The organism is Neobacillus bataviensis, from assembly GCF_019969725.1.
Genome location: NZ_JAHXYW010000006.1, coordinates 105,197 through 123,316, shown reverse-complemented (window position 1 = coordinate 123,316; position 18,120 = coordinate 105,197). Strand labels below are relative to the sequence as shown.

Sequence of the window (18,120 nt, the reverse complement as noted above, 5' to 3'; positions counted from 1 at the left end):
TTAAGTGACTAGCAGCAGGAGGAGGTGGTTGCAAATGAGTTCCAGTAATATTGTGAGGATCGAAGTGACCAGCAGGACCAGGAATAGGTCTCGATTGTACACGATATCCAGATATCTCGTGGTGTGCCAATCTTAATTAACGAGTCAAACTGTTGTTGGCAAATAAAAAGGCAGTATGTTTTCAACAGGATAACCCGCATGAACATCTATTTTCACCAAAAAACAATGAATAGGCTGAAGGAAATTCCTGATTGACCCTTTGTACTTCCTTAGCAAATTTCTCCTCACTTATAGGAACTTGGGATAATACATTTGCTTTTTCCTGTGTATCAATGCTGGCTCCTGGAGGTACAAAGCTATTGGGCTTAAGCTTTACCCCGCCCGTAACAACTGAACCTTTGGAAACAAAGCTACCCTCGCCTATCCAAGCGTTATAAACAATTGCATTAAATCCAATAAAAACATGATCATCAACTCGACATGGCCCATGAATCATGGACCCGTGGGCACAAGATACCCAATCGCCAATATAGATCGAAAACTTCATACTGTTAACCTCCATGTATTTATTTTTCAACCCATGAAGGATTACCCCATCCTGCAAATTAGTATTCCTCCCAATATAAAAAGGCGTTCCTTCATCAGCACGAAGACTTACGAATGGAGCAATATAAGTATTTTTCCGAATGGTAACGTCCCCGACGATAAAAGTAAAGGGACTTAAGAAAGCGGTTTTGCTGATTGTTGGATACTTTAAAGAGGGGTTAACAGATGTTTGGGGATTGGGACCTACAAAGTAACTATAAATATTTAGGGGGTAAAATTGATTACTTGAATGATTCCACATTTTTTCTCCTTTCAAGTTAAAACTTTTTATTTAATAAAAATACGTAATTTTTCTGAATTTAATACCTGATTAAAACGCTTTTCCTAATAAAAGAAAACGAACTTCCTCAAAGCCGCAGGGACGGTTCTCTTGGTTTCTGATGAGGTTGGTTAAAGCCAGGGGAACCGTCCTTCTGGTCTTTTCCACAAACAAGATAAATTGCATTAAGGTGCAAATTCGCATCCGGCTAATTTAAACGCGTTCAAGCTTTTTAAATGGTTTAGGAGGTAATTCAACACGGATGGTATCACCTGGTTTCACTTCTCCACTCTGCAAAACTACTCCCATTATTCCTGCTTTTCTTATAAGATTTCCGTCTGAATCCTTATCCAAAACAGCCTTTAATAGACCAGGTTTAAAATTATCAATTTGAGCACAAGGATTGCGTAAGCCTGTTACTTTAATCATTGCAGACTCACCTATAGATAATATCGTGTCAGTTGGTAATTCAAGAAGATTTATTCCGAGTGTTGTAATGTTTTCACCCATTTGTCCTGGTTTAATATTAAAATGGTCTGCTAACTCTTCGAATAACTCATTTTGAATTAAATGCACTTGTCTTAGGTTCGGTTGATTTGGATTTTGTGCTACTCTTGAGCGATGTTTAACTGTTGAGCCAAAGTGTGCATCGCCTTCAACCCCTAATCCCTTCACTAATTTTATAATCTCTTGATTTTCTTTACTAAACGTATGTTTCTTACATAAACTAACTGCTATGACTGTTCCTAAAATTGAACTCTCTTCTTTTTCATCAAACATCAATTCTCATAGCCTCCTTTATTAAACTCCCTGTTGTTCATATTCAATAAAGGTTTTATTATTCCTACTTCCAACCTGACCTTTAGCACAAAAAAAGCCACCAGAATGACAGCTCCGTTTTTGAACTCTTGCACTCGTTTGTTTAGGTATATTTTTTCACAATTTTGTCAAGAGCTGCGGACCATTCGTCGTAAAAGTATTGATCTCCGGGGTGATCAACTAGTCCGCGCAGGTGGAAAAGTATGTTGTTGCCGTTGCTAGAGAATTACTTGGCTTTAAGTACACCCTTTACAAGCTAAATCCGAGAGGATTGTTGATCTATAGGAATAACTCTATTCATACTGAATAAAACACCAAATAAAAACATTTTGGGTGTGGTGGGTTGACAGTTTCGTTCATATCAGTTCAACAAGAATCTGCTCAACTATTATCATCTAAAAGGTTTAAATATAAAGATACGCATATCTTTTCTATATCAGTAAAAAATACGGAAGAGGTGAGAACAAATGGAAAATGATCATTTAAAACTTACATCTTCTGAAATAGGAACACTATGGGGGGAGTATGTAAACGGAACTATGGCCGAGATAGTAAATAGGTATATGATTTCTATTTTGGAAGATGAATCAATAAAAAAAGTTTTTGAAATTGCCATTGAGACATGGGAAAAGCAAAAGAAGCAGCTTGTTTCCTTCATTGAGAAAGATGGTTTTCCAGTTCCCATTGGATTTACTGAGTCCGACCTTAATAAAGGTGCAGAGAGATTGTTTTCTGACACATTCTGCTTAAATTATTTACATATTATGACGATACATGGTTTGTTGGGTCATACAACTGCTTTATCTGTTTCTGTCAGAAAGGACCTACGGGAATTTTACAATTCATGTGATAATGATGCAAAAAGGATGTACGATTTAACCATTGAGTTATTGCTTAAAAAAGGAAAATTCCAACGTGATCCATATTTCTATCCTAACGAGAGCCCTGAATTTATTTCTACTAAAGATTTTACTGATGGATTCTTCGGAAAAGGGAGGCTTTTATCTGCTACAGAAATAATCAGTATTTCTCTTAACATTAAAAAGAGCATTATGGCAAAAACGCTTTCAATCGGGTTCAGTCAAGTCGCTAAATCGAAAGAAATAAGAACGTTTTTTGAGGAAATAGGAAAAAAGGCGGATGATAATATACAAGCCCTTTCAAATATTATGCACAAGGATAATTTGCCAGTACCAATGTCGTGGGAATCAGAGGTTACAATGTCAACAGATCCTCCTTTTTCGGATAAATTAATGTTGTATCATATGGGTTTCTTGGCTCAAACGGCACAAGTATATTACGGGACAGGTCTAGCCGGAGCCATGCGAACAGACCTAGCTGTCGTTTATGAATCAACCATTCTAAAAACATTAGCAATTACAAAAGACTGGTTCGATATTATGGTGGAAAACAAGTGGTTAGAACAGCCGCCGCTTGCTCCCAATAGAAAAGAACTTGCACAAGATAAATAAGATATCCCCCTCATTAGTGAGGGGGATATCTTTAATTAACTTTTTAATCTAAGAGATAATTGCAACATAAAGTAGTTATTTCCTTCTTCGACTAAACTGCCCCGCTCGTACCATAAAGTAAGACCGCCACAGTGATCACTGTCTTTAACTCTTGCACCAATTAGCTGAAGAAGGATCAACAATACTTCTTACTGTTCACTCCATCAATGTGCTCACTATTATTTTTCTATAATAAGGACATAATGTATGTAAAAAGGTGTGTTCCAAATGGATTTCCCCACGATACATACTAATTTTTGGGATGCTGTAATAGCAGTCCCGTTAATAATGATTTTTACTGAAATACTAAAAGTGATTCTGAAGGTCCCAAAAAAGTTTGTACCAACTATTGCTCTTATTTTAGGATTAAGTATTTCAATTTTTATAAGTCACAGACATCATCTAGTAGCAGGTATTTTTATGGGTTGGTTCTATGGATATGCTGCTATAGGTTCCTACGCGTCATTGAAAACAGCTTTATTATCATTTAGGAGTGGAAGAAAAAATAAATAAATTTTCTTATTGGCACCCTTTTCCAACAACTTGATATTACTAGTTTATCCAATTGGATACATCTATAACTCAAGCACTTAAGTACCCGTTAATTTCTCTTGGTCCCATAATGTTGTTCAGAAATAAAATCAACGATTAAGAATGATTATTAATGAGCTCAAAAATACGTCTATATGCACTTATATAAGTGTTAGAGTCAGGGTCTTTACCATTTATCTTTGGTACATCAAAGTCAGAAAGTACAAAATGATGTTTGGGCTGAACTTCATGTCTAGCTAAAGAACTTTTGCAACAGGATAAGGAGCAACCATCAATTGCAATGATATCTCTTCCTGATTTTGCTGTTCTAACAAGTGGTTTGACATCACCCCCGACACCAGCGATACAGGACAGAAAAGCTGCCAAATTGACAGCTTCGATCTCTAACTATACAATACGCCCTCACAAACATTACGATCTTCTCGTACAAGCTTATGTTTCGGCAAATCTTGACTAATAATGGTCTCAAAGGAATCATAGACGATATCATTTTTTAACAACAGACTACCAGATACAGCAATCTCCATTTGAAAATGTAAAGAATTCGGAATGGTTAGTGCACGCTTTACAAGCTGAGCTAATTGTTCTCCAGCTTCTCGTAAAATGGTTATAGCTGGTTCATAATTCTTTTGTGCAACATCATAAACGAGTTCTGATAGTGTAGCAATTTCTTGTTTAGAGGCTGCATAAACAAAGCTTTTAATATCAGACATGTTCTGGCCTTTTATCGAGTTCAGAATTGCCTGTGTTAATACATCATGGTTATTTTTTGTTTCCAATTGGAACATGGCAAATTGTAGGGCCTTTATACTGATCCAATATCCGCTTCCTTCATCACCCAATAAGTACCCCCAGCCACCAGTACGCCATTCTTCACCATTATATCGGCCTAAAGCGATCGAACCCGTTCCCGCAATGATTAAAATGCCATCTTTCCCTTGAAGAAGGGCAGTATGGGCAAGTTGTGCATCATCAATCACAGTAAGCTTGCAATTTAAAGTTTGCCTAAGATCAACTTCTATTTGTTGACAAATCTCTTTCGAATGGGCACCTGAGGCTCCTAAGAGAATCCGTTCTGGTTGAATCCCGCCCATCTGTTCTATACATAATTGGATTGACTTTCGAACCTGCTCGATGCTGCCTTGATATTGAACTGAGAAATTAGCAGGCCCCGTTTGAACTGAAAAGAGGGTCTTCCCCGTTGTGAGATCAAATGAAGTGGCCTTTGTTTTTGTACCTCCCCCATCGATTCCGATCATATATGTCATGTTCCATTCCCCACCGTCATCTATGATTTTTCATAAAAAAATTTCTTTTTCCTATTTTTCATGCTTTCCGTTAAAAAACCAATGGCTTCTCTTGTCTCATCTATATGTGTGAGTGTTTTCTCGTATTGTTGAGAGGCGACACACATAAAAAGAATATCCATCATATGCAATTGGGCGATACGTGAAGATGTCGCTCCGCTTCGGAATGCTGCTTCTTTTGTTTTTGAAGTGTAAAGCCGAATGTCTGCTTGTTCAGAAACCAAAGAAGGGCCGTATTTTGTTAAGCTTATAGTTTGTGCTCCTTTTCGGTTCGCCAGTTCCAGAATTTTTGCCACCTCAAATGTATTGCCGGAAAAGGAAATCCCAACCACTACGTCATCCTTATGGGCAATAGCCGCTAAAGAGGCTGCCATATGGAAATCTGTGAATGCTGTGGCAGATTTATCAATTCTCATAAATTTTTGCTGCGCATCTTGCGCAATAATGCCGGAGGCTCCTACGCCAAAAAAATGAATGGTACGCGCATTTTGTAAAACTGTAACGGCTCTCGATAATTCATCCGGACTTATTAGCTCAGCTGTTTCATTTATCGCTTGAATGCTGTTGCTCGTCATTTTCTCAATAATCGAAAATGAGGATTCATCCAGCTCGATATCCCGAAATCCTTGAACTGCAGCCTTTTGTAAATCACCGGCAATTCGTAACTTTAAATCTTGAAAGCCCTTTAAATCCAATGATTTACATAATCGATTGACAGCCGCTCCACTGGTGAGACTTCTTTTCCCAATTTCATGTGAGGTTAGCGAAAGGGCCTCTTGGGGATTCTCTAAAATGTAGGTGGCAATTTTTTTCTCGGAGGGAGGCAGGATTGGAAGCATTTCTGAAAGCCTTACTAGTCCGCCTGTCAAAAAAGACATATGAATCAACTCTTTCTTTTCATCTTTTTTAATGCAATATTCAAATAAAAATTGGCTCCATTTTTAATCAATAGTAAAGATGATAAAACCTGTATAGATAAGACTTCTATACAGGTTTCAGTAGCCTCAAACGCGATTTATTAAGATGGAGCTGCTATTAAAGCTTCATAAATGCCAGTAACCACACTGCCGTATTTTCCGGTATTGAACGCATCCCCGGCAAAAGTGTTCGGATCTTTTATTGGGTCTATAACCGATGAATGCTTTTTATTGGTCAGTAAAGCAATCCCTAAATTTTGTTCGAAATCAATAATAGTAACTGTACCTGTCCAACCTGTGTGTCCAACTGCGGTCTCGCTTGCATGCGGACCAAACATCCACTTCATGCTGCTATTCCCGTTTCTTCGCCACCCGAGTCCATACGTTGGATTTGTTGTAGAAGGACGGACGAAAGTATGAATGGTGTGCTGATCAAATACTTTCACTACTCCGTAGCCGCCCCCATTTAACATCACTTGCAATAACACAGCTAAGTCGTCTGTAGTAGAGAAAAGTCCTGCATGTCCAGAAATACCATCCATAGAATAGAATGCTTTTTCATCATGCACCTCACCTTGTAATGTGTAGGTTCGCATATTGGGAAAATTTATGACTCCGTCACGAGTATTTCCCATTAATTCAGTTGCAGCAAAATCCTTTTGTTTAAAACCTTTTTGAAGAGGATTAAACATTGTGTGCATAAGGCCTAGTGGTTTGTAAATGTTATTTTCAACATAATCGTCAAGCAATTGTCCGGTCACTTTTTCAACAATATAACCTAATAGCATATAATCCACATCACTATATATGTTCTTTGTGCCTGGTTCATATTGCAGAGGTGTTTTAGATAACATTTTCAGCGTCTTAACGCGATCTTGCGAATAAAGCTTACCGGCTGCAGTGGGATTATGATATTGAGGATCCGCTGGAAAACCCGCACTGTGATGCAGAATGTCGATTAGGCGCAGCGTATCCTTTCCTTTGATCCTAGCTCCCGACTCATCCTTAAATTCAGGTATATATTGCTGCACCCGGGCATCTAAATCGATTTTCCCTTCGCTGACAAGCTTTTGCAGGGCAAAATTGGTTGCATACATTTTGGTGTTTGAAGCCAAATCGAACATGGTATCGGCCTTCATATGCTCAGCATGACTCATTGGCGTCTGGCCGTCATACTTTTTCGCATATCCATAAGCCGTGTTCTTTACTATTTTTCCATCTTTGATAATCAGTAAAACAGCGCCTGGAAAACCATTGTCTACATCTTCTTGAATCCATTCATCAACCTGTTTCAGTTTCTCTGAAGAAAATCCAACTTCTTCAGGATGTTTCACCATGCTCAACACTGGAAAGGTATCTTTATATCTAGCTTGCTTCATCACATTCATCCCGTCTTGAAAAATAAAACGATATTTCATCATTTACCTAATTTTAATTAATGGAAAATTTTAAATATTATTATAGATTTGAGATTCGTAGTTTGTAAAGTGTAAATTTCGCAATAAAAGGCTCGTGCTCGATGGTTAACTTGACGCAGTTTTCGTACATCCAAAAGATACAAGAGCGCATTACTGGTTCAGCAAGCAAAGTATTATTTATTGAAATTTTTTATTGATTTAAAAATTCAGATTGTTATAATAATTTCATGAAATAAAATTTTAAACAAGAGAGGTGATATCCATGTTAGAATCCCTAACGACCGAGAAATCTAATCTCCAGACAATAAATCTCGATACCATGAACACTTACGATATCTTGTCTATCATGAATGACGAAGATACCAGTGTTCCTACGGTCATCCGCGGCCAAATTTCCCAGATTGAAAGATTGGTAAAACGTGTAATCTCGTCTTTTCAAGCAGGAGGAAGATTGATATACGTCGGGGCGGGCACGAGCGGCCGTCTTGGTATTCTGGATGCAGCAGAATGCCCTCCTACCTTCAGTACCCCGCCTGAGTTGGTCCAAGGATTAATCGCGGGTGGTACCAGTGCGATCCAAGTGGCAGTTGAAGGCGCCGAGGATAACGAAGCAATGGGCAGACAGGATTTGCAAGCGCTTACCATCACGTCGAAAGATACGATCGTCGGCATCGCCGCAAGCGGCCGTACACCGTATGTGGTTGGGGCAATGCGATACGCCAACGAAATCGGCGCAGCGACAGGCAGTATTTCCTGCAACAAAGACGCTGCCATCAGTGAATATGCTGATATCGCAATTGAAGTCGTAACGGGTCCAGAGGTCCTGACAGGGTCGACGCGCCTGAAAGCGGGAACGGCTCAAAAATTAGTATTGAACATGATATCGACCGCATCCATGATCGGGATTGGGAAGGTATACAAAAATCTCATGGTGGATATGAAGCCAACGAACCAAAAGCTCATAGAACGTTCAAAACGTATCATCATGGATGCGACAGAAGCCGATTACGAAACGGCTTCCCGTACATTCGATGAATCAGGTCAACACGTCAAAACGGCCATTGTGATGATTTTGGCGAACTGTGATGCAGCGTCGGCGAGAAAGAAACTAGCCGAACATGGCGGATGGATCCGAAAAAGCGTACATACCAAGTAAAACTTCAAAGTCTTTCCGTTTGTTGGGAATCAATCTTTTAATCAAATATCGTATGATTCATGACAGAAGTCATGGATGAAAAAGGAGGACATGAGATGAAAAAGGGTTGGAAAATGTTAGCAGCATCAGTATTTGCGGGCACATTGATTCTTTCAGGCTGTTCTAGCAAAACAGAAGAGAAAACAGCAGGAAAAAGTACTGATTCAAAGCAAGAAGACGTGACACTCACCATGGGAAGCTGGCGTACGGAAGATACAGAGGCATACAAAACGGTGATTGCTGAGTTTAACAAAAAGTATCCTAATATTCATATCGAATTCAAACCTTCGAAAAACACAGAATACAACACCCTTCTGAATACAGCGTTACAAAGCGGAGAAGGTCCGGACTTGATTCACCTGCGTCCATATGGAAGCGGGATCTCACTTGGTGATGAAGGGTTTTTAGAGCCATTGAATGGTCTGAAAGGACTCGATACGTTTGATAAGGAACTGCTGCAGGCATCACAAAGCAAGGACGGTAAACAATACGGGGTGCCGCTCAATATCTCCACGACACAAATTTTCTACAACAAAGCCATTTTCAAAAAGTACAAGCTAGACGTGCCAAAGACGTGGGATGAATTCATCAAAGTGGCTGATACTTTAAAATCCAAAAAAGTGACACCAATCGCTTACGGTACAAAAGAATCTTGGCTGCTATCCTTGCTTCACGGCATGGTAGGTCCTGGTCAATTTGGCGGAAAGGCGACCATTGATGACCTCGTAAGCGGCAAAAAACAATTGAATGATCCGTCCATCGTTAAAAGCTTTGAAGTATTAAAAGACTTAGACAAATACTTCCCTGAAAACTCGCAAGGTTTAGGAATGGATGATATCCGTACCTTGTTTGCAACAGAGCAAGCGGCCATGCTTCCAATGGGCAGCTGGGAAATTCAACAAATCCGCAGCTTAAACCCAGATCTTGATTTTGGTTTCTTCCCTATCCCATCTGCAACAGGCGGAAATCCGACTGTCACTCGCTGGGTGGACGGCAGCTATGCATTGAATGCGAAATCCAAGCATAAAGAAGAAGCGAAAAAGTTCCTGGAATTTATGACAACGAAAGAATTTGGTAACAAATTCGCAAATGAGTTCAAGATGATTTCCGCTGTACCTGGTGTTTCCTCAGACGATGCGTTGGTAGATTCGTTAACAAAAGCAGCAAACAGCGACGCAGTGCCATACTTCTGGCTGGTGAATTTTGCACTTGGAGAACCATCCACAAAAGGGACTTTAGAAACAGAATTACAAGGTATGTACCTTAATAAAACAACACCGGCAGATGTAGCAGCAAAAGTGAAGGCAAGTGCTGATACATGGTTTAAGCCGCAGAACTAGGTGAACTCGATGACGAGCCCCGGAAAATTAACAATTAAGACGAAAACCGTCTTTTCTGCTAAGAAAAAAAGAGGGAACAGGTGGATCCTTCACCTGTTCCCTCTTCCTGCATTACTTGTATATAGTGTGTTTGTGGTATACCCGCTGTTTGCGGCGTTCAGTTACAGCTTCTTTTCCTGGAAAGGATTTTCAAAAGGCGCATTTATCGGGCTTGAAAACTTCCGTAGATTATTTGTAACAGAGCCATTCAGCGGTTTGTTCTGGAATGCTTTACAGCACAATCTTTTGTACTTCGGTATTGAAATGGTTGTCCAAAACGGCATCGCGTTTCTGCTTGCCTACGCGTTATATAAACGGATTCGAGGAACGGGATTCTTCAAAATTGCGTTTTTCTTACCACGTCTGTTATCGGTGATCGTCGTTGGTTTCTTATGGAAACTCATATTAAATCCAAACTTCGGGACACTAAACAAATTTTTGGATTTGGTTGGGCTTTCATCCTGGAAGCATGCCTGGCTTGGTGAACCAGAAACCGCTCTAATCACGATCATTTTAGTGAACTGCTGGTTCGGCATCGGGTTCGCAACGTTGATATTCTTGGCAGGTTTACAAAATATCCAAGCGGAACTGGTGGAGGCCGCAACATTAGATGGCGCGACAGGATGGACCTTATTACGAAAAATTATTATACCATTGGTCATGCCGAGCATCACCATCATGACCGTCCTGACATTCATTCAATCGTTTGAAGCGTTTGAGCTTGTGTATGCAATGCAAGGATCGATGGGTGAACCGTACTATTCGACAGATACACTGGCTGTTTATTTTTACCGTTTGGCTTTTGGCAGCGGTTCTGGTGCGGACAGCTCCGCGCTGGGTCTTGGATCAGCATTGGCGGTGGTTCTGTTTGCGATGATTGCGCTTATTACAGCGATAATAATGAGGTTTATGCGTCGCTTTGAAGTGGAACAGTAGGAGGGGTTACAGTGAAATCATCATGGTCATCTCGTATAGTATGGTACTTGGCCGCAGTCATCTTTGCCTTACTGGCCCTGTACCCGTTGTTGTTAATGTTCTTAAGTTCGTTCAAGACAACCATTGAAATCTTCAAGAATCCATTTGCAATGCCGTCAGCATGGAGTTTGGATACTTATAAGAAATTATTGGACCAAGTCCCATTCGGATCCTATTTTACGAACAGCATTATCGTGAGTGTGGTAAGCGTGCTGCTCGTAATTCTATTCGGTTCAATGGCATCTTTTTATATTGCGCGCTTCTCCTTCAGGTGGAACGGAGGACTTTTGTTCTTCTTCCTGCTCGGGATGATGATTCCCATCAAGCTTGGGATTGTCCCATTGTACATGTTAATGAAAAACTTAGGATTGACTAACAATTTGCTGTCGTTGATTTGTATGTACACGGCCACTGGGCTGCCCCTTGCCGTTCTGATATTAACGAGTTTCTTTAAAACGCTGCCGCATGAGCTCGAAGAAGCCGCGCGTATCGACGGTGCCGGTGATTTTAGGATTCTCCGAAGTATCATTTTTCCATTAATGCGTCCTGTCTTGGGTACCGTGATGATCGTAAACTTTATCGGCGCCTGGAATGATTTTTTCTTCCCGCTCATCTTCATCACCGATGATGCCAAGAAAACCATTCCGATTGGCATGTTATCCTTATTTGGAGAACATTCTGCAGACTGGAGCACCTTGTTTGCCGGACTAACCCTGTCGTCTCTGCCGATGATACTCCTGTTCTTCTTCGCTTCGAGGCAGTTCATGGAGGGACTCACAGCAGGCGCAGTTAAATAGAGCACCACAACACCACGGGGACGGTTCTAATGGCTCAAAAAAGCCAGAAGAACCGTCCCCATGGTCTTCCTAAAACGGAATTATTGCCATCCTTTTTTCCAAATTTGTATTAAAACCATAAATGTAAACGTTAGACATGCTATCCCTAGAAAAAAACCACCCAAAATATCACTTGTATAATGGGCACCTAAATAAACTCGACTAGCCCCTACTAAACTAAGGATTATAACAAACAACAAGCATACAAACCAAGCCATGCCCTTATTGCGGTTTTTCATTAACACATACCAAATAACACCTAAAACTAAACCATAAAACATAGAAGCATAAAGTATATGTCCACTCGGGAACGATTTCCCGTGATTTTTAATTAAGTTAAATTCAGGACGTGGTCTCTCAATAACATCCTTAAAAAAGTTTCTAAGAAACCTCGTTCCTATAAACGCTGAGAATAAAACAAAGGACGTCAAAAAATAACGGTTTAATACCAGAACCAGAGCCAAGATTATAGTCAACATCAAACAGAAACGATAACCACCTAAATGAGAAATAACTTTTGCTATTGATATTAATCGTTCGTCATGAAATCCTCTAATAAATCCATCCATCTTTCCATCAAAGAATGCCAATAAGCCGAGGCCCTTTTTCACCCACCAGGCAAGCAAAAAAAATAAACAAAGACATAAAAAACAAATACAACTCAGCTTCTTTAAAGTTGAACCGAACAATACCTTCAGCACTCCCTAGATTAATATATTAAATTCTAACAAACGGTTGGTATAGGCTGCATGTAATCCCAAAACAACAATTAGAATTAATATATGTCCTGTCCAAAACAAAAAGGACCCATTCAGGCCCTTTAATTGTCTTTTCCCAATTTATTTTTTATTTTTTTCAAGGTAAGTGTCAACGGTTCTCTTGGTCTCTGGTATTGTGGAAGAAGAATAAATCTTAAAATGTATTTAATGCACAATATAATAGTATCTTAAGAAAAAGTTAAGAATTCCCCCACTATTTTTTTTAGAAATTTCATTTAAACTATCACACTTGAAGGTATAAGTTTTTTGACGATTGCAGGTTTTCTCATGAGTAAATAAACAATACTTTTAGTGGAAGGCTTGATGGATATTTAGTGAATATCACTTTACATAGGAGTGAAATTAATGCAACGTTTATCAATTTTAATAGCTGATGATGAGGAGGAAATTGCTGATCTGATTGCCATCCATTTAGAAAAAGAAGGATACCATGTGATTAAAGCATCGGATGGACAAGAGGCTGTTCGTGTTGTCGAGACTCAATCGATTGATTTGCTGATATTGGATATAATGATGCCGAAAATGGATGGATATGAAGTCACCCGCCGCATCCGAGAACAGCATAATATGCCAATCATCTTTTTGAGTGCCAAAACATCTGATTTCGATAAAGTTCAGGGCCTGGTAATTGGTGCAGATGATTATGTGACTAAACCCTTCACCCCGATAGAATTGGTTGCTCGGGTAAATGCGCAGCTCCGGCGTTTTATGAAGCTAAATCAGCCTAAAGCAGATAATAAAACCCCCTTGGAATATGGCGGGTTAGTGATTACTCCTGATCAGCGCACAGTAACCCTATATGGTGAAAGCATCGAGCTTACGCCGAAAGAGTTTGACATTTTGTATTTACTTGCGAATCATCCAAAGAAGGTTTATAGTGTGGAAAATATTTTTCAACAAGTGTGGGGAGAAGCATACTTTGAAAGTGGCAATACTGTCATGGTTCATATTCGAACGTTAAGGAAAAAACTTGAAAAAAGCAAACAGAACCACAAATGGATTAAAACCGTGTGGGGAGTTGGGTATTCTTTCAATGGTTAAAATGGTATACAGCTTTCGTTCAAAGATGGTGCTATTATTTGGTTTAAGTATGTTGCTGTCTGGAATCATAACCTATTTAATCTTTAAGGGACTCCAATTTTATTATCATACAAAAGTCCAATTCGGTGAAACACTGTTTTTTTATCGTCAAATTTTGAAACAAATTGGCGATATTAATTTCTTTTTACTGATATTTATTCCACTTTCTTTCTTGTTTTTTTATTTACTTACCAAGCGTTATTCGATGTATTTCAAGGAGATTTCCACAGGTATTCGTTATCTTGCTCATGGGGATTTCTCCTATCGAGTTCAAATAAAATCAAATGATGAATTTGAAAATATTGCTCTAGATATTAATCAGGCTAGTGAAAAATTAAAAGAAGCTATAGCAAGAGGAGATTTTTCGGAAAGCAGCAAGGATCAATTGGTCGTAAATTTAGCTCATGATTTGCGGACACCGCTTACCTCTGTTTTAGGATATTTGGATTTGATCCTTAAGGATCAGAGCTTGACTAAAGAACAAGTCAGACATTTTCTAACAATTGCCTTTACCAAATCTCAGCGTTTAGAAAGACTTATTGATGAATTATTCGAAATAACGCGAATGAACTATGGCATATTGCCAATTAAAAAAAATCATATAAATTTAAGTGACCTCCTTCATCAATTAAAGGAAGAATTGTATCCTGTATTCGAGAAGAATGCTTTGATCGCTAGAATGAATGTGACTCCAAATTTACCTATTTTGGGTGATGGAGAGCTATTAGCACGTGTGTTTGAAAATCTTCTTACCAATTCGAATCGCTATGGTAACGATGGCCTGTTTGTGGATATTAACGGCTTTATTGATTCTGGGGAAGTGGTTGTTCAGATTGTGAATTATGGAGATCCCATTCCTCAGAATGAGCTTCCCCATCTCTTTGATATGTTTTATACCGGTGACAAAGCACGAACTCATCAAGGAGGCGGTACCGGGATTGGCTTGTTCATTGCCAAGAATATTGTGGAACAGCATGATGGAACCATTACTGCCGAAAGTAGTATAATACGTACCATTTTTGAAGTGCGCCTACCCCAGGATAGTGAAAAAAGATCAACTTTAAAATCCGAGTAAAGGATTTAAGAAAAATTTAAAATTTACCCCGCTCTTTATTTAAATAGTTTTCCCTACACTTATAAGCATATAAGATTTAGGAGGAAACTGATAAATGAAGAAGTGGGGCTTTTTATTAATATTATTATTGTGCCTAGGGTTAATTTTCGTAAATATGGAACCTTTTTCTGAATCAAATGTAAAAATACAAAACTATGATCAATCTGAAATTGATATAGCAGAAGGTGGAAGAATTTCTGGAAATACTCAAAAAATTAAAGTTACAGAAGACCAAATCTATCAAGGAGATCTGCTTTTAGTCAACAGTGAATATCCTGTTCACCAAGAGAGTATTAAATCGGATATTGTCAATTTATCTGCAAACTATGAATTGGCACAAGGCTACGTGTTGTTGGGCAGTGACATTTATTTATCAGAGGATATTGCCCATAAATTCTCAGAGATGGTTGCTGCTGCAGAAAAAGATGGCCTTCAAAATTTCGCCATCACAAGCGGCTTTCGAGACTTTAATCAGCAAAGTGTACTTTATCAAGATATGGGCTCTGCCTATGCCTTGCCGCCTGGCTATAGCGAACACAATCTGGGCTTATCGCTTGATGTAGGATCTACTCAAATGAAGATGGCTGATGCACCAGAAGGAAAGTGGATAGAAGAAAACGCCTGGAAATTCGGGTTCATTTTACGTTATCCAAAGGACAAAACGGCAATCACAGGTATTCAGTATGAACCTTGGCATATTCGCTATGTTGGATTGCCGCACAGTGCGATTATGGAGGAAAAGAATTTTTCTTTAGAAGAATATTTGGATTTCCTAAAAGAGCAAAAGTCCATTACAACTACTATAAATGGGGAAAAATATGAGATCTCTTATTACCCTGTAACCAAAGATACGACCATTCATGTGCCTTCCAATCTTCATTGGGAGATATCAGGCAACAATATGGATGGTGTAATTGTGACAGTGTTTCCCAGAACAACACATACTAATCTCAAGGAGGCAAGGACGGCGGAATGAAAAAAACGAAATTATTGAACAGCATTATTGTACTAGCACTATTTGTCTTTTATATGTACGCATTACTTAGAATCATTCTATTTAAGTTCCGCTGGAGAGATATGACCTTTCTCTCGCATCAACTTCAGAGGAATCTTGGGAACCCTGATAATCTCATGTACCAATTGCAAAGCGGTAATTTTATCCCGTTTAAAACAATGTTGATTAATATACAAAGTCTATCGTGGCATGATTTAAGTAATTTGGTTGGGAATATCGTATTGTTCATACCATTTGGAATGTTTCTTGTATTATTGTCTAAAAATAAAGGAATGTCATTCATAGGCGTATTAGCTCGATCTTTGAGTTTAAGTTTATGCTTGGAATGCCTACAGGTTGTTTTTTCTATCGGAATTTTTGATGTGGATGATTTAATACTAAACACCTCTGGAGGCTTGCTTGGCTATTGTGCTATCAAGCAATATTCTACAAAGTACCCTCCAAACAAAATTAATCAAACAATTAATTAAATATACCCAGAACCCTACTGTTAAAAGGTTTCTCTTATGAATGTGAGTTATTTCTGGTTTGCCTAATTTATATAGGTTATGATTTAGGTAATCGTGGTTGGACAATCGTGTATAGGACTTAAATAGCGACCGGAATCTAGTCCTAAAGCCGTGAACGTCCTAACCTATGAAATAATTTAAAGGGGGGTTGCCCATGGACAAAGATAAACAATCGTCTGCTGAATCAGAAATCAACCAAGCCGAGGAAATAGTCATTCAAGCCATTGCCGAAACAATGGATTTGTACGGTATCACCCCGTCAATTGGCCGACTCTATGCCATTATGTACTTTAAACAGCATTCGATGACTCTTGATGATATGAAAGACGAAGTCGGTATGAGCAAACCTAGTATGAGCACAGCGGTCCGCCAATTACAGGATATCAACATCGTTCAGAAGATATGGCAAAAAGGATCTAGGAAGGACCATTTTGTAGCTGAGAAAAACTTCTTTAATTATTTTAGCCAATTTTTCGGAAGCAAATGGAAAAGAGAGGCTGAGTTGAACCTTTCCGCCATTGAACAAGCAGAACATCGACTTCAAGCAGTAATGGAAGATGAAAAAACCGAAGAAAGGTTAAAAGAGAGAGCTAGGCTTGACTTGCAACAATTAGAGGAATATAAGAAATACTGTTACTGGCTCCAACAACTGGTGGATTCAATGGAGTCCGGTGCAATTTTTGACTTTTTACCTGTGGACAATTTAAATTCAAAGAAATAAGGGAAAGTAGAGAAACTTCTGCAATACGATAGGGCACACTTCTTGAAGTAGAAGGTGTCCTTTTTGAATTAGGCCTTTTTGCGGAATAAAAGAAAGGATTATTCGTAAGTAAATCAAATAGATAACTTAAAATTTGCTCAAGCAGTTATAATCTTAAATTTGCAATGCTCCAAATAAAAAAACTCGTTAGATTTTAAAAATAATGCCAAAAACGCTCGAAATTGCAAAAAAAACCTTCAAAAATGACTTTTTGAAGGCTTTTTTTGACGTTTCGTACGAAAATGGGCTCGAAAAATGAAAAATGCGAATTCGATTTACTCAGCCAAACCCGATATCGTAGAGTGCAGAAAAGCGATGAAAGGGTGTCCTAAATGGCAGGCATTAAATCAGGCAATACGGAAGGATTTCAGCAGTTCTCACAATTCAGTTCCCTTCAGGAATTCAATGATCATATCGAGATGTGGTTACTGGAACATAAGCATGAGTTTACAAAAGGAGAAATAATCGGATTAAAAAGGCTCGTGCGCTTTGCAGCCAAGATCCCTGGAGTCTGCTATGCCAAGATCGGGACCATTTTAAAATCCATTCACGAGCAATACCAGGAGAACGGCATCTCAAGGTCTACTTTTAAACGAATGATTCTGAAGGCAAAGGAATTGGGAATCATCACGGTCTTTGAAACAGAAAGGAAAAACGGCTCGCAGTCCAGCAACCTATATCAGTTTAATCGTTTTCCAACCATTGAACCACCCAAAGTGGAAAAAATGAACCACCCTATTAAAACTAGTAATCTTTTAAAAACTGAAAAAGATCAAAAGATAAATAAACGTAACGAAACGTCTGAACAATTGGATCACAATTTTGTCGGCAATCGAGTCCCGCAGCCTTTTGTCCAGCTGGTAAAATGCTTTTTCTCCGAAGCCAAAACCATTGAAGAATATTGGCATATGGTGCAAATTGCCGCCTTCCGCTTTGAGTGTCAGAATGACACAGATAACATCCTAGACATCTCGCTCCAAGCCTTTAGACAACTGATTTTTTATTATGGAGTTGAGGATTTATTAGCGTATTTAAGAATAACACCTTAACCACCCTGTTCATCATTTAATGGTTAAAGAAGGTACAATA

General features: G+C 38.9%; 18 protein-coding genes and 1 pseudogene. 12 read left to right on the top strand and 7 right to left on the bottom strand.

The genetic code is table 11. The annotated features are described in order from the left end of the window. Positions 1-181: 181 nt before the first annotated feature. Both LC455_RS16640 and LC455_RS16635 read right to left on the bottom strand, forming a co-directional pair. Entirely contained in the window at positions 182-847 is a 666-nt protein-coding gene (locus LC455_RS16640; protein WP_223592445.1) for a carbonate dehydratase, read from the bottom strand. A 231-nt stretch (positions 848-1,078) separates the two neighbouring features. Then, positions 1,079-1,645 (bottom strand): MOSC domain-containing protein, encoded by a 567-nt coding sequence (locus LC455_RS16635; protein WP_223592739.1) that lies wholly within the window; start codon positions 1,643-1,645, stop codon positions 1,079-1,081. A 506-nt stretch (positions 1,646-2,151) separates the two neighbouring features. On the opposite strand from LC455_RS16635, the gene LC455_RS16630 reads away from it, so the two are divergent. Together LC455_RS16630 and LC455_RS16625 are read left to right on the top strand one after the other, a co-directional pair. Next, positions 2,152-3,156 carry a DUF3231 family protein gene (locus tag LC455_RS16630; RefSeq protein WP_223592444.1) on the top strand — a complete coding sequence of 335 codons (1,005 nt, stop codon included), beginning with the start codon at positions 2,152-2,154 and terminating at the stop codon, positions 3,154-3,156. A gap of 267 nt (positions 3,157-3,423) precedes the next feature. Continuing rightward, positions 3,424-3,708 carry a hypothetical protein gene (locus LC455_RS16625; protein WP_223592443.1) on the top strand — a complete coding sequence of 95 codons (285 nt, stop codon included), beginning with the start codon at positions 3,424-3,426 and terminating at the stop codon, positions 3,706-3,708. A 135-nt stretch (positions 3,709-3,843) separates the two neighbouring features. Here the strand turns inward: LC455_RS16625 and LC455_RS16620 are convergent. The 4 genes and pseudogenes from LC455_RS16620 to pbp4b form a co-directional block, all read right to left on the bottom strand. Next, positions 3,844-4,107, bottom strand: a pseudogene (locus LC455_RS16620) (putative zinc-binding protein); the annotation flags it as partial. 23 nt (positions 4,108-4,130) lie between these two features. Beyond that, positions 4,131-5,015, bottom strand: coding sequence for an N-acetylglucosamine kinase (locus tag LC455_RS16615; RefSeq protein ID WP_223592439.1), 885 nt, complete (start codon positions 5,013-5,015; stop codon positions 4,131-4,133). A 20-nt stretch (positions 5,016-5,035) separates the two neighbouring features. Further along, on the bottom strand, positions 5,036-5,932 hold the full coding sequence (locus LC455_RS16610) for a MurR/RpiR family transcriptional regulator (protein ID WP_223592437.1): 897 nt from the start codon (positions 5,930-5,932) through the stop codon (positions 5,036-5,038). A 140-nt stretch (positions 5,933-6,072) separates the two neighbouring features. Beyond that, entirely contained in the window at positions 6,073-7,350 is a 1,278-nt protein-coding gene (gene pbp4b, locus LC455_RS16605; protein ID WP_317851446.1) for a penicillin binding protein PBP4B, read from the bottom strand. Positions 7,351-7,651: 301 nt separating this feature from the next. Between pbp4b and murQ the strand changes: the two genes are divergently transcribed. The 4 genes from murQ to LC455_RS16585 all read left to right on the top strand — a co-directional run bounded on the left by murQ (position 7,652) and on the right by LC455_RS16585 (position 11,735). Continuing rightward, on the top strand, positions 7,652-8,545 hold the full coding sequence (gene murQ, locus LC455_RS16600; protein ID WP_223592436.1) for an N-acetylmuramic acid 6-phosphate etherase: 894 nt from the start codon (positions 7,652-7,654) through the stop codon (positions 8,543-8,545). A 95-nt stretch (positions 8,546-8,640) separates the two neighbouring features. Then, on the top strand, positions 8,641-9,924 hold the full coding sequence (locus LC455_RS16595) for an ABC transporter substrate-binding protein (protein ID WP_223592435.1): 1,284 nt from the start codon (positions 8,641-8,643) through the stop codon (positions 9,922-9,924). A 9-nt stretch (positions 9,925-9,933) separates the two neighbouring features. After that, positions 9,934-10,899 (top strand): carbohydrate ABC transporter permease, encoded by a 966-nt coding sequence (locus tag LC455_RS16590; protein WP_223592434.1) that lies wholly within the window; start codon positions 9,934-9,936, stop codon positions 10,897-10,899. 11 nt (positions 10,900-10,910) lie between these two features. Further along, positions 10,911-11,735: a carbohydrate ABC transporter permease gene (locus LC455_RS16585; protein WP_440446407.1), complete on the top strand. Its 825-nt coding sequence runs from the start codon at positions 10,911-10,913 to the stop codon at positions 11,733-11,735. Between the two features lie 80 nt (positions 11,736-11,815). Here the strand turns inward: LC455_RS16585 and LC455_RS16580 are convergent, their stop codons facing one another. Then, the gene (locus LC455_RS16580; protein WP_223592432.1) at positions 11,816-12,463 is read right to left on the bottom strand and encodes a phosphatase PAP2 family protein; all 648 of its coding nucleotides are present in this window, start codon (positions 12,461-12,463) and stop codon (positions 11,816-11,818) included. A gap of 435 nt (positions 12,464-12,898) precedes the next feature. Between LC455_RS16580 and vanR the strand changes: the two genes are divergently transcribed. The 6 genes from vanR (at position 12,899) to LC455_RS16550 (ending at position 18,080) form a co-directional block, all read left to right on the top strand. After that, positions 12,899-13,594 carry a vancomycin resistance response regulator transcription factor, VanR-F/VanR-M family gene (vanR, locus tag LC455_RS16575; RefSeq protein WP_223592431.1) on the top strand — a complete coding sequence of 232 codons (696 nt, stop codon included), beginning with the start codon at positions 12,899-12,901 and terminating at the stop codon, positions 13,592-13,594. Next, a complete protein-coding gene (locus tag LC455_RS16570) occupies positions 13,587-14,708 on the top strand; it encodes a HAMP domain-containing sensor histidine kinase (RefSeq protein WP_223592737.1) in 1,122 nt (373 codons plus the stop codon). Before vanR ends, LC455_RS16570 begins: the two co-directional genes overlap by 8 nt. Before the next feature lie 94 nt (positions 14,709-14,802). Beyond that, complete coding sequence (gene vanY, locus LC455_RS16565; protein WP_223592430.1) at positions 14,803-15,723, top strand: VanY-A/VanY-F/VanY-M family D-Ala-D-Ala carboxypeptidase; 921 nt, start codon at positions 14,803-14,805, stop codon at positions 15,721-15,723. Next, positions 15,720-16,232, top strand: a complete 513-nt coding sequence (locus LC455_RS16560) for a VanZ family protein (protein WP_223592428.1) — start codon at positions 15,720-15,722, stop codon at positions 16,230-16,232. Before vanY ends, LC455_RS16560 begins: the two co-directional genes overlap by 4 nt. Positions 16,233-16,425: 193 nt before the next feature. After that, positions 16,426-16,992: a choline uptake/conversion transcriptional regulator CudC gene (gene cudC / locus LC455_RS16555; RefSeq protein WP_223592427.1), complete on the top strand. Its 567-nt coding sequence runs from the start codon at positions 16,426-16,428 to the stop codon at positions 16,990-16,992. Positions 16,993-17,363: 371 nt separating this feature from the next. Further along, positions 17,364-18,080 carry a hypothetical protein gene (locus LC455_RS16550; RefSeq protein ID WP_223592425.1) on the top strand — a complete coding sequence of 239 codons (717 nt, stop codon included), beginning with the start codon at positions 17,364-17,366 and terminating at the stop codon, positions 18,078-18,080. The last annotated feature ends 40 nt before the right edge of the window (positions 18,081-18,120 follow it).

Coding starts and splice junctions, on each gene's coding strand:
- LC455_RS16630 (WP_223592444.1), top strand. CDS start 2,152: ATGGAAAATGATCATTTAAAACTTACATCTTCTGAAATAGGAACACTA.
- murQ (WP_223592436.1), top strand. CDS start 7,652: ATGTTAGAATCCCTAACGACCGAGAAATCTAATCTCCAGACAATAAAT.
- pbp4b (WP_317851446.1), bottom strand. CDS start 7,350: ATGAAGCAAGCTAGATATAAAGATACCTTTCCAGTGTTGAGCATGGTG.
- cudC (WP_223592427.1), top strand. CDS start 16,426: ATGGACAAAGATAAACAATCGTCTGCTGAATCAGAAATCAACCAAGCC.
- LC455_RS16610 (WP_223592437.1), bottom strand. CDS start 5,932: ATGTCTTTTTTGACAGGCGGACTAGTAAGGCTTTCAGAAATGCTTCCA.
- LC455_RS16550 (WP_223592425.1), top strand. CDS start 17,364: ATGGCAGGCATTAAATCAGGCAATACGGAAGGATTTCAGCAGTTCTCA.
- LC455_RS16595 (WP_223592435.1), top strand. CDS start 8,641: ATGAAAAAGGGTTGGAAAATGTTAGCAGCATCAGTATTTGCGGGCACA.
- vanY (WP_223592430.1), top strand. CDS start 14,803: ATGAAGAAGTGGGGCTTTTTATTAATATTATTATTGTGCCTAGGGTTA.
- LC455_RS16560 (WP_223592428.1), top strand. CDS start 15,720: ATGAAAAAAACGAAATTATTGAACAGCATTATTGTACTAGCACTATTT.
- LC455_RS16615 (WP_223592439.1), bottom strand. CDS start 5,015: ATGACATATATGATCGGAATCGATGGGGGAGGTACAAAAACAAAGGCC.
- LC455_RS16635 (WP_223592739.1), bottom strand. CDS start 1,645: ATGTTTGATGAAAAAGAAGAGAGTTCAATTTTAGGAACAGTCATAGCA.
- vanR (WP_223592431.1), top strand. CDS start 12,899: ATGCAACGTTTATCAATTTTAATAGCTGATGATGAGGAGGAAATTGCT.
- LC455_RS16625 (WP_223592443.1), top strand. CDS start 3,424: ATGGATTTCCCCACGATACATACTAATTTTTGGGATGCTGTAATAGCA.
- LC455_RS16570 (WP_223592737.1), top strand. CDS start 13,587: ATGGTTAAAATGGTATACAGCTTTCGTTCAAAGATGGTGCTATTATTT.
- LC455_RS16590 (WP_223592434.1), top strand. CDS start 9,934: ATGACGAGCCCCGGAAAATTAACAATTAAGACGAAAACCGTCTTTTCT.
- LC455_RS16640 (WP_223592445.1), bottom strand. CDS start 847: ATGTGGAATCATTCAAGTAATCAATTTTACCCCCTAAATATTTATAGT.